Origin of the sequence: Chitinophaga sp. OAE865 (assembly GCF_040546735.1) — a bacterium.
Lineage (GTDB): Bacteria > Bacteroidota > Bacteroidia > Chitinophagales > Chitinophagaceae > Chitinophaga > Chitinophaga polysaccharea_A.
In genome coordinates, this window is the sequence record NZ_JBEPOF010000001.1 from 6,135,840 (window position 1) to 6,149,728 (window position 13,889).

Sequence of the window (13,889 nt, forward strand, 5' to 3'; positions counted from 1 at the left end):
CAGCAGTTGTATACAACTCATCTCAGGTTATTAATTTCATTAAACTGCTGTAGCGTATTATGAAGCACTGCGCCTTTCTCACTTACCATTCCTGACATTGTAAGCTGTTCCTTATTTAACTCCAGCAACCTGTTCAGCGCTATACTTGCTTTTTCCTTGTCTTTATCATACGCAGCTTCCCGTTGCACTATTTCCTTCCGTTCCATGGTTTTCAGATCCCTGAGCGCCGTATAATAATCAACAGCAGCTTTCTTCAGTTCATCTCCCTCCTTCACTCCTTCCGCTGGCAATGCTTCTATTGTTTTAACAATATTATTGAGCCCTTTCTCTATTTTATCAACAGCAGCCTGCGCTCCTTTGAAATCTTTGTTGATCAAACAATTCAGCTTTTCTTCTTCCGCTCCGCTTTTACCTACTAAAATATTGAATGCTGCCCGCTCCTGCTTAACAATAACAGCCCTGAGCTCAATAGCCTTTTCAGGCTTACAGGAAGTAAAACCAGTTAATAAGAAAATAATTATAAAGATGTTCTGCTTCATTGGCGGTTCTCTTTAACAATGACATAAACAGGTTAAACAAAAACAGTAAGATAGTTTTTTTTCTCCACTTAGCTGATGCTGCTGAAAACAGCCATTGAATATGCATTACCATTTCCCGGGCTAAGGGGCTGCAGCCAATTCTGCGACGCCACATGAGCCGTACATGGCCCATATGTAATAATCCTGATCTTCCGTTGCAGCGATTCTTTCTCCAGCGCATTCAGCACCTGCTGCAGTATCTGCCCTTTGAAAGGAGTAAACATAAAGAATACCGTTCCGTCTGAATAGCAGGCCGTTCTTGCGTCTGCGTTGATGAATGCAGTATTGGCCAGGTGAAGTTGTGCAGCACAGTTGTTTGCATAGTCGCAAAAAGCAGGTTCAAATTCTATTCCCCTGGCGGGAACACCGCTAAGCAGATGTACAAGCATGGCTACCTGCCCAAGCCCGGCGCCTATATCATAGAAAACATCCTCTTTTGTGAAACCGGCTTTCTCCACCAGCTCAAAAACAATCCTGGCCGGTGTTTTCTGGTAGTACACCATGTCCGGCTCCAGCTCTTTTGTTTGCTCAGGCATTGTTTGAAAAGAGAATAACCCATTCATAAAAACATCTACATGGTCATACTCCGTTGCAGCTTCCTGCCGGGCTGCATTAAAACCGGTGTATTCCCGGATAAGCTCCCTAAACCTTTCTCCCCTCACTTCTCCGGCCCTGATACGGGCCTGCAGCCGCCGGAACATTTTAGCATCGATGCTTTCCAGTTGCTGCTTTATACTTTCTGCACGGTGCTTTAACAACAACAGATCCTGTTGATCTTCCTGTAGCAGGAGCTCATCAAGGCGGTCAATCACCAGGAAGTCCACCCTGTCTACCGCTTCCATACGCCTTTCAAATTCTTCTTCCCGGGAAAGCAGGGAATCAGCGGCAGTTTCTTCTATAAACGATTGCATCTCGGAGATGGTCATGTGGCAGAAATCCGGTTAATGAAATGAAACTATTTCCCAATCACTTTTTTCCGGTGCGACTGCCCCCAATGATACAGTGCGTCCAGCACTTTATCGAGCGAAGTACCATGTTTGGTGATTGAATACTCTACTGTAGGCGGGAAGGTATTATGTACTTCCCTTTTGATAAGCTTATTTGTTTCCAGCACTTTCAGTTCTTTAGACAATGTTTTGTCTGTAATACCGCCTACTTCTTTTGATATCTGCTTAAAGCGTTTACTGCCGGTCGACAGTGAAAGCATAATTAACAGCTTCCATCTGCCTTCCAGGGCTTCCAGCGCATCTTTTATAGCAAGTACACTTTTGGGGCATCCTTCGCGTGTCAGCATTTTCCCGGTTTTTGGATTTCACGATACTATCCTGTTGGATAGCGCTATCCAACAGGATAGTACTATCATTTGGATAGCAAATGTAGATACTTTTACTACAGAATTATTAACAGCTCAAAAAAATTACAATGACGATCAAAGCAAAGCGCATTCTCTCTACGGTATTAATGGCGATCCCTATCCTTGTGCTTATTATGGGAGGGATTATGAAACTGATTGATGCTGAACCTGCATCAGTGGTTCAATTCCTGACCAGGTACGGGTTTGGTAATTATATGAAACTGCTGGGCGCCGGTGAACTGATCATCGCCGCACTGCTGCTTTATCCCAAAACAAATAAGATCGGGTTCCTGCTGGCAGGTTGTTACCTGGGCGGGGCCTTTTGCCTGGAAATATCCGGTAGCCAACCCCCTGCTTCCGCCGTATTCCTGGCCATTCTCTGGATAGGTATGTTTTTGAGATCCAGGGAAATGTTTTTGAATGCACCGGAAGCTTCCTGACTCAGTACAAATATGATATAAGCCGGGCATCTTTCACCACACCCATATCCAGTATGTACCGGACGCTTTATACTCCTTTTCATTACATTTCATAGCGGGAACTACCCATTGTGTGTACGACTTCACACAAAAAAGGGCCGCCGCGCTGCAATAATGCAGAGGATTATCTATATAGAAGAGCCCGTTCTCATCTGGTATGCTAATTGCATTTTCAGGTATTGAATCTTTATTGAGTAACCTAAAATGTGAATTATGAAATCGATTCTTGGTGTTATTGGTGTATTGCTGTTATCTGTAGTTTTATTCACCTCCTGTAGTAAAGACACTGACCCCGCAGACGTAGATGTTTTTGCCGGTACCTTCAGAGGAAAGATCGGGTATGTTGACGATGAAAAGAATATCAGCCAGGACAATGGCAGCGTTTTCGTTACAAAGGTGGGTACCCGGTACGACTTCAGATTTTCAGATGGTATCCCGGACCTTACCGGTGTAGAGTTTCAAAAGAAAGATGATAATACGATGGTGAGTATCGGATCTTCCGGTACCGGGCTTATCACCATCAATAAAGACAAACTTGTGATAGGTTTTGCCAGGAATGGCAGAAACTGGACAGCCGACTGTGGAAGATAAAGCTCTAAAAAAAAGTTGATGTGTGATAAAACAGATTTATCACACATCAACTTTTATATAAGCAGCTGCAGGGAAACATTATCCCTCGTTACGCGGAAAATAATACCTGCGTACAATAATAATTACAGGCAAGGCCAATGCCACCCAGGAAAACGCATCCCATGCGCCATCGCCTACCAGTGCTGCAATTAATCCCGCCAGCGACAATAAGGCTATTAGCAGCGGTTTTCCCCATAACCTCATAAATGGATTATTCTTCATCTTCGTATACTGCTTTTTCTGTGAGCCGGCTCCACTGCTGACTGGTGGCTTTTCTTCGCGCAAACCAGAGGTAAAGGCCCGTAATTAATACTATGATAGTGCCCAGGTCGAACAGCGCCCAGATGATCTTTAAAGGCATACCCCCATAATCGCCGAAATGCAGCGGTTCAGATAAGAACAAGGTGTTCACATACCAGGGCATCGTGCGGGCATCCGTTAACTCGCCTGTTTTGGCGTCTATCAGCGCAGGCATCAGCAGCTTCGATGTAAGCGCGGTATTGCCCCGCATAAATACAGCATAGTGATGTTTGCTGGAAAACATGGTTCCCGGGTAAGTTACTATACTGGGCTCCATATGAGGCGCCGCTTTCCTTGCGGTAGCCATGGCGCTGTCTAATGAGCTCATGCTTCCTGTAAGCGGCTGCTGGTTTGCATATGGCGCCACCATTTCTTTCAGCTGCCCCTGTTGCCATAAGGCCACTATTACGTCAGACAATGTATTGATGACACCCGTTAAACCTACCACACTGGCCCATGTAAGCGTTACAATCCCGATCAGGTTATGCGTATCCAGCCATTTAAGACGATTTGATTTGTACTTCCGCACCATACCGAAATCGTACTTTTTCATGATACGCCCATAAAGCACCACACCGGAAACTATGGCAATAACGAACAGGATTCCCATCAACCCAAGGAATAATTTGCCGCCAATGCCAAGAAACATATTCATGTGGATCTTCAGGATAATGTCCATGATGCCGTCGGTAGTTGGTTTGGCCAGCGCGGCGCCGGTATATGCGTTGAGCGTAGCATACCTGCTTCCTTCAGGTGGCGCATCCGGTTTGGCTGCGAGGTCAAATATGACCTTGCTCCTATCATCGTTGTCCCAGAAAATATAGCGTATCTTCTCCGCCGGGTACTGTTTACCTGCAAGTATGGCCAGCGAATCGAGGCTCATTTTGCGGGCCCCTTCCGGCACTTCCGCCACCACCTGTTTTTCCAGCAGCCCATCCAGCTCCTCGTGAAAGATCAGCGGAAGACCGGTGATGCACAGCATCAGCATAAAAATGGTGCAGATAAGGCTGGTCCATTTATGCCATAAAAACCAACGTTTGGCGGTCCTGATATTCATTAACTGACGATTTGTATTTTAGTTATCCGGTCTTATAAACCCGGACACAATTCAACTTCCAAAGTTGCCTTCTTCAGCAGGTTCCCGGTTTACGAGATCCGGAATTTGATTTTACAAATCGGGAAATTTTCTATGGCGATGATCCTTCGCTCTTTCAGCCGCACATCTGTTTTGAAAACTCCTATCGCCGGGAGCTGCCGTTTGCCGGGAAATAATAAAAAAACGTTCAGAATGGATAAACAGTATCCATTCTGAACGTTTTACAGGAAGCTACAATCACTTCGCCAATACTTTCTCCAGCGTTTCCTCCAAAGCCGTTCCCCGCAGGTACTTGGCAATGATCTTCCCGTTAGGATCGATCAGGAAGTTCATGGGAATAGCATTTACTTCGTACAATTTTGCCGCTTCGTTTTCCCAGGCCTTCAGGTCTGATACCTGTGTCCAGGGCAATCCATCTTTTTCAATAGCAGCCAGCCATTTATCCCTGTCTCCATCTCTATCCAGCGATACGCCCAGTACAGTGAAGCCTTTATCCTTATAAGCCTGGTATGCTTTCACTACATTCGGGTTCTCCCTTCTGCAGGGGCCGCACCAGGAAGCCCAGAAATCAAGCAACACATATTTGCCCCTGAAATCAGAGAGCTTTACCGGTTTACCGTTTACGTCCAGTTGCGTAAAATCAGGCGCCACTGCCCCTTCCTGGGTCTTCTTCACTTTGGCGATCCTTTCCTGCAGTTCTATTCCAAGGTCTGATTTTCTTATGGCCGGATCCAGTTCATTGAAATCCTTTTCTGCGGTAATGGCATCAAACTCAGGCGGCAGTGTGGAATTGAAGGCCATCAGCGCCATATACTTACCGGGATTGGCTTTCACATATTTCATCTTCACCGCAATGATCTCCTTTTGTATATCATTGGCCCTGCGTTCCAGGCTGGCGATATAGGCGGAATCTTTCTGCTTTTCAGGGGATTGTTCTTTAAACTCATTGTTCAGCATATCGTATTTGCCGTAATAAGGCTTCAGCAATGCTGTTACCTTCACATTGTCATCATTTGCCGGGCTGCCGGTGATCACCGCATTTTTAATGGAATCTTTGGCGGTAATGGTAATGGTCCTGTCTTCGATGAGGAACGGCAGGATATCTTCCACCGGGCGGGTTGTGGGGTCCGATGGCAGGTTGCTGTGCTTTACCACAATATGCGCTTCCTTCGGCGCCCCTACGGTACCACGGAAAACGAATTTCCCGTTCTTCATAATAGTAGAATCCAGCTTCCGCTCCCCATTCACCTTATAGGTCAGAAAAACTTTAACCGGTTCCTTTATACTGCTTACGCTGCCTTTAAGGGTATACGCTTGCTGCGCGCTGGTTACAACGGGTGCGCCTAACGCCGCCAGTATCATTATTTTATTGAAGTTCATGTTCGTTTTTTTGATGAATACTATTTCTTCTCTTTCTTTACTGCTGGTGATTTCAGCTGCCGGTCAAAACGCCCGGGCTCTTCCAGTAACCGCAATGCCTCCTGTATGCTGGTATTATCCGTATTGAGCACGCGGAGATAATAATCATTGCCTGCAAATAACTGGCTGGCCAGCTGCCCTTTAATTTCCAGGGAGAGTAAGCTGATAATCCTGTCTTTCCCGGCCATTTGCAAAGGCAGTCCTGCTTTTTCCGCGGCGCCCACTACCTGTTGCACCAAATACTCCGGCACCTGGTATTGTTTATTAAACATTCTAAAATCCTGGTAGCTGGATAATAAGGAAGCGCGGTTGCTGTCGAGGTAATCAAAGGTGATCTTCCCCGCCAGGTTCTGATCTGCAACATCCTGGAGCCAGCCGTTATATTCAACGGTATCTAATGGAATAAACAGGTCTGGCATAATTCCGCCGCCGCCAAATACGGTACGTTTATTTACCAGTGTAGTATACTTCAGTGAATCGGGGAAATGAAATACATTGGCATTCGTAAGCTCCCCACTGGCAAAACGCGTTTGTACGTTATCATTATAGCTGGCGCCATGATAGGGCTTTTGAATAGACCTGCCTGAAGGGGTATAATAGCGGGCGCCGGTAAGCTCCAGTACGGAGCCATCAAACACTGGTACCGGGCGTTGCATCAGCCCTTTGCCAAAGCTCCTCCGGCCTGCAATCACTGCCCGGTCCCAGTCCTGCAGCGCGCCGGTAAGGATCTCACTGGCGGAAGCCGTGGACTGGTCGATCAGCACTACCAGGTTACCTTCTATAAAATTGCCAAAGCCGCCGGTGTAGTAGTAATCTTTCCCTTTGTCTTTTCCAACACTGTAAAATACCAGTTTATCTTTTGGTAAAAATTCGTCTGCCACACCAATAGCCGCCTGTACATATCCGCCACCATTGCCCTGCAAATCAAGGATCAGGCTTTTCATTCCCTGTTCTTTCAGCTGTATAAGCGCTTTGTCCATTTCCGCGCGGGTAGTTTCACTGAAGATGCGTAACGAGATATACCCTACCTTATCTGTGAGCATATAAGCCGATTTCACGGACCTGTCGGCCACCACATCGCGTACAATCTCAGTGGTAAATTTTGCACCGTTGGATTTACGGAGCACTTCCAGCGTAACAGGAGTGCCCTTTTCTCCCCGGATCCTTTTCATTATCGCGAAGTTGGCAGCGCCGGTAACAGGTGCTTTATCAATGGTCAGTATCCTGTCGCCGGCCAGCAGGCCAGCTTTTTCCGCCGGACCACCGCTTACGATCTGGGTAATATAAAGACTGTCGTGCTGCATCATGAACTGGATACCTATGCCGGCAAAATTGCCTTTCATTGCTTCCTGCATCTGTGCCGCCTCTTCACCGGAGAAGTAGCGGGAATGAGGATCCAGCTCCCGCATCATACCTGCAATGGCAGCATTTACCAGTGTTTCATCTGTCAGAGAATCTACATAATTTCCCTGGATAGCTTTCAGTGTTTGCCAAAGCTTTTCCTTGGGGTTCACCTGCGCATTCACCTGAAATGAAAGCCCCGCTATCCCCAGCGCTGCAAGCGCATATTTTTTCAGCATCATCAATTATTTTTCTGCTTTTAAAAGTTCAATAGCGTACGACAACTCATCTACCAATTGGCTCGGGCTACCGGAGTAACCTTCGGCGGTATAGCGCATCACGCCATCTTTGAGGATCACTTTTCTGGGAATAGCGGAAGAATGAAAGAAAGGAACAAAAGATTTAAATACCAGGTCCTGTTCTCCCGTTTTTTTATTCACGGCATCATGCAACAGGTTAAACCTGAACCCTTCCTGTTTAACATATCCTTCAGATTTTTCCTTGTAGTTGCCTGTCTGCATAGTGCCCACCATATACACTGCTACCTGGGGGTCCTTCGCATATTTATCTACCAGCATCTGCATGCCAGGGAATGCGCTGATACAGGGTTTGCACCAGGTAGCCCAAAAGTCGAGCACCACAATTTTATTGTTCCAATCGCTGGACCGTACCAGTTTACCCTCCGGGTTTTCCAGTGCAAAAGGCACATATTCCTGGTTGGTCATATGCGCTCTCACTGATGCTTTCAGGGCTTCCTGTTCTTCCGCCGACTTCAGTGAAGCGAGGTACTTATCGTACGCACCCGGGGTTTTATCTTTCGCCGTGAAAATACTTTTCAGCTTATCATACATAGCAGCCGTCATGGCATTTGCTTTCACACAATTTTCCAGGAATGGCTGTATGGCTTGCTGGTCACCGGTTTGCTGAAGGATGTTCATGTGAATATGATTCAGGTCTGCTGAACCATAAGCGCCTTTGGGCGACAGGTACCTGAAGTATTCCTTTGCAGTGGCATATTGTTTCAGATCATACAGCAACGAGATATGCGTATTCAACTCATTATCCAGCTGCTCTCTGGCATTGTCTGCTGCTTTTTCCGGGGTAAACACGCCCGCTTCTTCATATGATCTGTCGTTTACTTTTTTTACCAGCTCATTGATCAGGGCAGTAGAAATCCCCGCAAGGGTATCGCGGCCAACTGTTTTAAATACATAGGCGCGCATGACATTCCAGCGGTATATTTCATTTTCTGTTTTGAAGTTGAGCGGCGTACAAAAAGCCACCAGCTTGTCAAACTGCCGGGTGTTCATATAAGCGGCACCCAGCTCCCGGTGCGCACTGTAGTAAATAAACTCCTGGTTGGTTGGATTGGCTTTCCAGGCATCATAAGGAAATGCCTTCAGGAAAGTTTCTGCAACCGTTATCAGCTCGGCTGAATTTTTGGCACCGGAAAGGCGCTGAAAGGCATTCAGCCGGGCCGTTGTGCCTGAAGGATATTTATGGAGGATCAGCTGTTGCAACTCCTGCCCTCTTTTGGTATCTTTCAGTTCAAACTGGTAATATCGCTGGATATCCGCCAGTTGTTGCTCGGACAGTGTGGTGCTTTTTATCAGTTCATTTGGATCAGCGTCCCTGTAGTCTTCCTTTTTCTGTGCAAACACCATTGTGGCGCCGAACAGCAGGCAACTTCCGATTAAGCTTATTTTCGTTCTCATATCTTTCAGTAATTATTGTTATCGTTGGTTCTGGGTTAACTCCGGGTTCAGTTCAATGTTTTTCGGCGGGATAGGATACACGTAGCGGTCGCCCGGCACCAACGTATAGGTAACGCCTTTGAATACACGCGATTCCGTTTCTGCCAATGCGGGCTCTGTGCTGAGCCTGCGCTGGTCGAACCAGCGCAATCCTGTACCAAATAATTCACGTCTTCTTTCATCGATCACCAAACGCAGCGCTTCATCATTGGTAGCAGCGGTGAGGGCGGTATACTGTGCAGGAAGGAAACGCTTCTGCCGCAGCTCATTTACCAGGGCCATGGCCTCGTCTTTTTTACCGGACCTGGCCAGGCCTTCCGCCTGTATCAGCATCATTTCCGGTACAGATACACCGGCTGTCACATTGTCCTGCAGGAAAATTTTATCCCGGTAAGATCCTCGTCCTGTAAAGGATGGCTGGAAAGTATTCCCGCCCCGTGTAAACAGCTTGTAACGCAGGTCTTCCGGTGTAAGTTTGTTCATCAGTTCCGTGCTTAATGGCAGGTCAATATTCCCCGGCTTGGACACTTTTTTGCTGAGTATCACTTCCGGGTTATCGAGCCGGCGCGGGTAAACTTTTGTGCCATCTGCATAATCTTCCAGGTCTAACAGGGTATGCTGTACGCTCAGCGATCTGGCGGCATAATCGGCTGCTTCACTGTAGCGTTGCATATAGAGATAGGTCCTGGCCAGCAGTGCATAACCGGCAGCCTTCCCCGGGTGCAGTTTGTTGGATGGGTTATCAGGCAGTAAAGGCAAGGCTGTTGTGAGGTCGAGAATGATCTGGTCGTACACCTGTTTTACAGAAGCCCTGGTAAGGGGCACAAAAAGATCCGGGGAAAGCAGTAAAGGCAAACCGGGATCTGTAGCTGCGCTGGCAGCATTATACACTCTTGCATAAAGATTTACCAGGGTGAGATAAGTGGCAGCCCGCTGCACCTGCGCCTCTGCATATATGCTCCGTTTCTGCCCATCTGTGCCATTCATGCTTTCCATTACGTTGGCAGTGATCTGGTTGCATACATATACCTGGTTATAGAGCTGATCCCAACCGGCATCACCCTGGTCGGAAGTATAATAGTCTGCCGCCCAGGTATAAATATTCTGCAGTTCGCCGGTAAGCAGGTTTTGTAAATTAATATTTGATTCCAGGTTGATGTCATCGCTGGATAACATAGGCAGACTGGCCGAAACTTCAAACAGGCTTACATTGTTAAGCAGCATCTGGAAATCTGAGGTATATTTAAACACACGCTGATTGGGTTGTTCCACTTCCACATACTTACGGCACGAGGTGGTTCCCATCGCCAATACCAGCAGCGTAATACAAAAGCGTTTCATTGTCATTTTGATCATTTTTTCCGGTGTTAGAAAGAAGCGTTCAGGCTTATGAAATAACTGGGTGAAGGTGGCAGGTTGGTATAGTTGCTGCTCATCGCATAACTGGGATCAATGCCTGCTTTGTTCTGTTTCCAGATAATGCCAAGGTTCCTTACGGCAAAGCTGATCCCTGCCGATTTCAGCATAGTGCGTGATAATGCCTTTGACGGCACCTGGTACCCCATTGAAATTTGCTGCAGCCTGATATGACTGGCGCTTTCCACCAGTATATCGGACATCTTGTACCGGTTGCTGCTGTTGGTAGATACATTTGCCAAACCAGGCACATTTGTGAACTGCTCATCACCCGGCTTCCGCCAGCGCTGCGCCAGATCGCGCTGTGTGCCTATAAGCCCGTAATAATTGCTGGTAGCGTAATCCGGGTAATTCTGTATAGACAGGCGGCGGAACACATGGCCCATTTCATAGGAAATGCGCACACCAAGTGTAAATGATTTATAGCTGAAGTCATTGAAAAAGCCCCCGAAATAAGGCGGTGTAGTACGCCCTGCATATACCAGGTCCTTGGCAGTAATTGCGCTGTTGGGCATATCTGCCGTCACTATCTTTCCATCGGCAGTATATACCTGTGAGCGGCCTTTGTTATCCAGTCCGGCCCAGCGGTAAGCATACAGGTAATCAGTGGGCATTCCCTCTATGGGAGCGCTGCTGGCTGCTGCAGTGCTGCTGGTAGGCCGTGTAAACCGCGCATCCGTTACTTCGTTGGTGTTGTAGGCGAAATTAAAAGTGGAGCTCCAGCCAAAGTTCCTGTTCCTGATGATATCCCCGCGGATGCCGACATCATAACCGTGTCCTTTCATACTGGCGGCATTATAATAAAGTGAGGTCCATCCGTAAGTGCTGTTGACGGGGAACTGCCACAGGATATCGCTGGTTCTTTTGCGGTAGGCGTCTGCACTGAAATGCAGACGATTGTTCAATACATCCACATCCATACCCAGGTTCCAGGTTTTGGTAAGCTCCCAGCTGATCTTATTATTGGCGGGAGCCAATACGCTACCATATGGTTCACGGGTCACCTGGTCCAGTCCTCTCAGATCAAGCAGGGCAGCGTTGCTGGCGCTCCTGGGCACAGCGCCGCCGGTACCGTAGGTAAGCCTGAGGTTTAATTTATTGAGCCAGTTTACCGACTTCATAAAATCTTCTGAAGTAACATCCCATTTCACACCAGCGCTCCATAATGGCCTTGCGCGCTGGCGGCGGGAAGCGCCTGCCAGTGTAAAATCATCAAAACGTACGCTTCCTGATACGATGTAACGGTTGTTCATGATAGAGAGGGCGCCATTTCCGTAATACGACAGGAACCGGTTGATAGACTTGTTAATGTTGCCATCGGAAAAACCGAGCGAGGTAGTCCAGCCCATCACGGTCTGATAATACACATTGGGATCCCAGGAGGCGGAAGAATAGGTATCACTGTTAAATCCGTAACGCGTTTGCTGATAAGCGGTAAGCTGGTCTTCCCGGATCTCTGTACCTGCCAGCGCATTGAGCGAGAAATTATTGCCCCAGGATTTGTTGACGTTTACCTGTCCGCGCAGCCCATAGTTAACCGCATTGGTATTTAAATTTGTCATTTTACCTCCATAAGGCACACCGTATACCAGGCGGCCATTTGGGCCTACAGTGGTGCCGGTGTTCACCAGCACCCTTGTATCGTAGCTCTCCAGTTCACCCAGGATGGTATTTTCGGCAAGATTACGTTGTAAGGTACCTGCTATGCTTACATTTAACCAGTCGGTGACCTTAGTATTGATATCCGTTGTGAAGCGGTAGCGGTTTTCTTTTGTTACCGAATTGCCGTAATTCAATTCCTGTAAAGGGCTGTAAGTCCAGGGGAGATAACCTTTGCTGAGGAAATCTGCCGCCACTTCATCGCGGTAATCGATAGAGCGGGCAATGGGATTACCGGCATTGTCCTGCAGCATTTCATAGGGCCGCAGTCCCAGGCGCCCGTTGCCAATGGCATTCAGGGCGGCTGTATTGGCCGTACTGCTGGCATAATTATAATTAAGCCCCGTGCTGATAGTTACCCTGTTGTTAAACAATTCATTGCTCAGGTTGGCATTAACAAAATAATTTTCTCCTTTATTATTTCTGAACACGGGAACATCTTTGGTATAGTTGGTAGACAGGTAGTAAGTGCTGTGCGGGCCGCCCCCGGAGAAAGAGAGGTTATATTGCTGGGAAACGGCGCGTTGAAGCAGCAGGTCACGGATCTGGCCCCGGTTATCCATTTTACCAAGGGCAGATAATGCGGAGTCGCGCTGGCCGGCAGTTGCGGTGCCACGGTCTACTTTAAACATCCATTCCAGTGCTTCACTAACGGGCCTGTTCTGGTTGAACGTCATCCAGCTGTTGTCCCAGATGGCGGGATCGGTAAAAAATCCCAGGTCCTTCATTTCTTTCTCCAGGTCAATATATTCCGCGGTGCTCATGCGGTTAAGGTTCTTCATATCTGCCGGATTGGAGATGCTGAGGTTGGTGCTGAAGTTGATACTGGATGAATTCTTCTTTCCTTTTTTAGTGGTGATCACAATAACGCCGTTGGCCGCTTTGGCGCCCCAGATGGAGGTAGCGGCTGCATCTTTCAATATGGTGATGGATTCAATATCTTCGGGATTATAACGGCTTAATACAGAGCCTCCGCTGGCATTCCCATTTGTTCTGCTGGTGATGTCCTGGTCCACTGCCGGGAACCCGTCTATAACGATGAGTGGCGTACTGCCCGGGCCAGCGCCCAGCGTATTCACCCCGCGGATATTGATCTTATTGTTCCGCACATCAAAACGGACGCCGGGCGCAGTGCCTTCCAGGCGCTCCATTAAATTCACCGCTGGCACGGCTTTTATCTGTTTACTGGTGATCTGCTCAAAAGCGCCGGTAGCCCTTTCCTTTGGCAAGGTCTGGTAACCGGTAGATAATACATTCACTTCCTGGAGCTGGTGTATATCAGCTTCCATCCGGGCGTTCACAACGTTGTTATCTCCCACATCGAGCTTCAAAGGGTTCATGCCTACAAAGGTGAAAACAACCGCCGTTGTTTTCTCTTTCAGCCGTAGCGTGTACCTGCCATCGCTGCTGGTGAGCGCGCCAAACCGGATCGCATATCCCTGCGGTATAACGGTTACGCCTACCAGCGGGCGCCCTTCTGTATCCGTTACCACACCTGTAATGGTTTGCGCATATCCTTCATCAGGGATCTCGGAATTTTCTGCCGGTGTTGTATCCGGGCTTTTTACCGGGCGGTTATCCTTGATAATGGTGTAATAATTTTCCTGTACATAGAGGAAAACAAATCCTTTATTATACAACAGGTCCTTCAATACGGCTTCTACCGGCTCTTTCCTGGTGAGCGGACGTTTAACGCTCACGTAAATATTGTCCAGCAGGTGCTCTTCGTAGGCAAACCTGGTACCATATACCGCTTTCACTTCTTCCAGCGCCGCTTTCAGTTTTACCTGCTGTTGTGCAAATAACTTCCCCGGCAGTGTTACGCAGAGGCAACACATGACAAATAACATCCGTTTATACATG

Annotated in this window: 12 protein-coding genes; 2 read left to right on the forward strand and 10 right to left on the reverse strand. The window is 47.7% G+C overall.

Annotated elements, in window-relative coordinates; translation table 11 throughout:
* Positions 1 to 17: 17 nt before the first annotated feature.
* The 3 genes from ABIE50_RS24560 to ABIE50_RS24570 all read right to left on the reverse strand — a co-directional run bounded on the left by ABIE50_RS24560 (position 18) and on the right by ABIE50_RS24570 (position 1,872).
* Positions 18 to 539, reverse strand: coding sequence for a hypothetical protein (locus tag ABIE50_RS24560; protein ID WP_209858650.1), 522 nt, complete (start codon positions 537 to 539; stop codon positions 18 to 20).
* 68 nt (positions 540 to 607) lie between these two features.
* Positions 608 to 1,504, reverse strand: a complete 897-nt coding sequence (locus tag ABIE50_RS24565) for a class I SAM-dependent methyltransferase (RefSeq protein WP_209858648.1) — start codon at positions 1,502 to 1,504, stop codon at positions 608 to 610.
* A gap of 29 nt (positions 1,505 to 1,533) precedes the next feature.
* Entirely contained in the window at positions 1,534 to 1,872 is a 339-nt protein-coding gene (locus tag ABIE50_RS24570; protein WP_209858646.1) for a winged helix-turn-helix transcriptional regulator, read from the reverse strand.
* Between the two features lie 128 nt (positions 1,873 to 2,000).
* On the opposite strand from ABIE50_RS24570, the gene ABIE50_RS24575 reads away from it, so the two are divergent.
* Both ABIE50_RS24575 and ABIE50_RS24580 read left to right on the forward strand, forming a co-directional pair.
* The gene (locus tag ABIE50_RS24575) at positions 2,001 to 2,372 is read left to right on the forward strand and encodes a DoxX family protein (RefSeq protein ID WP_209858644.1); all 372 of its coding nucleotides are present in this window, start codon (positions 2,001 to 2,003) and stop codon (positions 2,370 to 2,372) included.
* A 252-nt stretch (positions 2,373 to 2,624) separates the two neighbouring features.
* Complete coding sequence (locus ABIE50_RS24580) at positions 2,625 to 3,002, forward strand: hypothetical protein (RefSeq protein WP_142687987.1); 378 nt, start codon at positions 2,625 to 2,627, stop codon at positions 3,000 to 3,002.
* Between the two features lie 78 nt (positions 3,003 to 3,080).
* Here ABIE50_RS24580 and ABIE50_RS24585 read toward each other — a convergent pair whose 3' ends face one another.
* From ABIE50_RS24585 to ABIE50_RS24615, 7 genes are all read right to left on the reverse strand, one after another.
* Positions 3,081 to 3,263, reverse strand: a complete 183-nt coding sequence (locus ABIE50_RS24585) for a hypothetical protein (protein ID WP_209858643.1) — start codon at positions 3,261 to 3,263, stop codon at positions 3,081 to 3,083.
* Positions 3,253 to 4,398 (reverse strand): PepSY-associated TM helix domain-containing protein, encoded by a 1,146-nt coding sequence (locus tag ABIE50_RS24590; protein ID WP_209858642.1) that lies wholly within the window; start codon positions 4,396 to 4,398, stop codon positions 3,253 to 3,255. Before ABIE50_RS24590 ends, ABIE50_RS24585 begins: the two co-directional genes overlap by 11 nt.
* 276 nt (positions 4,399 to 4,674) lie before the next feature.
* Positions 4,675 to 5,817: a redoxin domain-containing protein gene (locus ABIE50_RS24595; protein ID WP_209858641.1), complete on the reverse strand. Its 1,143-nt coding sequence runs from the start codon at positions 5,815 to 5,817 to the stop codon at positions 4,675 to 4,677.
* Between the two features lie 20 nt (positions 5,818 to 5,837).
* Positions 5,838 to 7,436, reverse strand: coding sequence for a S41 family peptidase (locus ABIE50_RS24600; protein WP_209858640.1), 1,599 nt, complete (start codon positions 7,434 to 7,436; stop codon positions 5,838 to 5,840).
* 6 nt (positions 7,437 to 7,442) lie between these two features.
* Complete coding sequence (locus tag ABIE50_RS24605; RefSeq protein ID WP_209858639.1) at positions 7,443 to 8,912, reverse strand: TlpA family protein disulfide reductase; 1,470 nt, start codon at positions 8,910 to 8,912, stop codon at positions 7,443 to 7,445.
* 18 nt (positions 8,913 to 8,930) lie between these two features.
* Positions 8,931 to 10,292 carry a RagB/SusD family nutrient uptake outer membrane protein gene (locus ABIE50_RS24610; RefSeq protein WP_354028162.1) on the reverse strand — a complete coding sequence of 454 codons (1,362 nt, stop codon included), beginning with the start codon at positions 10,290 to 10,292 and terminating at the stop codon, positions 8,931 to 8,933.
* A 26-nt stretch (positions 10,293 to 10,318) separates the two neighbouring features.
* Complete coding sequence (locus tag ABIE50_RS24615) at positions 10,319 to 13,888, reverse strand: SusC/RagA family TonB-linked outer membrane protein (RefSeq protein WP_209858630.1); 3,570 nt, start codon at positions 13,886 to 13,888, stop codon at positions 10,319 to 10,321.
* Position 13,889 lies beyond the last annotated feature (1 nt).

What these genes read in the sequence shown, in the direction of transcription:
- ABIE50_RS24560 (WP_209858650.1), bottom strand. Translation starts at nt 539, where the DNA reads ATGAAGCAGAACATCTTTATAATTATTTTCTTATTAACTGGTTTTACT.
- ABIE50_RS24565 (WP_209858648.1), bottom strand. Translation starts at nt 1,504, where the DNA reads ATGACCATCTCCGAGATGCAATCGTTTATAGAAGAAACTGCCGCTGAT.
- ABIE50_RS24570 (WP_209858646.1), bottom strand. Translation starts at nt 1,872, where the DNA reads ATGCTGACACGCGAAGGATGCCCCAAAAGTGTACTTGCTATAAAAGAT.
- ABIE50_RS24575 (WP_209858644.1), top strand. Translation starts at nt 2,001, where the DNA reads ATGACGATCAAAGCAAAGCGCATTCTCTCTACGGTATTAATGGCGATC.
- ABIE50_RS24580 (WP_142687987.1), top strand. Translation starts at nt 2,625, where the DNA reads ATGAAATCGATTCTTGGTGTTATTGGTGTATTGCTGTTATCTGTAGTT.
- ABIE50_RS24585 (WP_209858643.1), bottom strand. Translation starts at nt 3,263, where the DNA reads ATGAAGAATAATCCATTTATGAGGTTATGGGGAAAACCGCTGCTAATA.
- ABIE50_RS24590 (WP_209858642.1), bottom strand. Translation starts at nt 4,398, where the DNA reads ATGAATATCAGGACCGCCAAACGTTGGTTTTTATGGCATAAATGGACC.
- ABIE50_RS24595 (WP_209858641.1), bottom strand. Translation starts at nt 5,817, where the DNA reads ATGAACTTCAATAAAATAATGATACTGGCGGCGTTAGGCGCACCCGTT.
- ABIE50_RS24600 (WP_209858640.1), bottom strand. Translation starts at nt 7,436, where the DNA reads ATGCTGAAAAAATATGCGCTTGCAGCGCTGGGGATAGCGGGGCTTTCA.
- ABIE50_RS24605 (WP_209858639.1), bottom strand. Translation starts at nt 8,912, where the DNA reads ATGAGAACGAAAATAAGCTTAATCGGAAGTTGCCTGCTGTTCGGCGCC.
- ABIE50_RS24610 (WP_354028162.1), bottom strand. Translation starts at nt 10,292, where the DNA reads ATGAAACGCTTTTGTATTACGCTGCTGGTATTGGCGATGGGAACCACC.
- ABIE50_RS24615 (WP_209858630.1), bottom strand. Translation starts at nt 13,888, where the DNA reads ATGTATAAACGGATGTTATTTGTCATGTGTTGCCTCTGCGTAACACTG.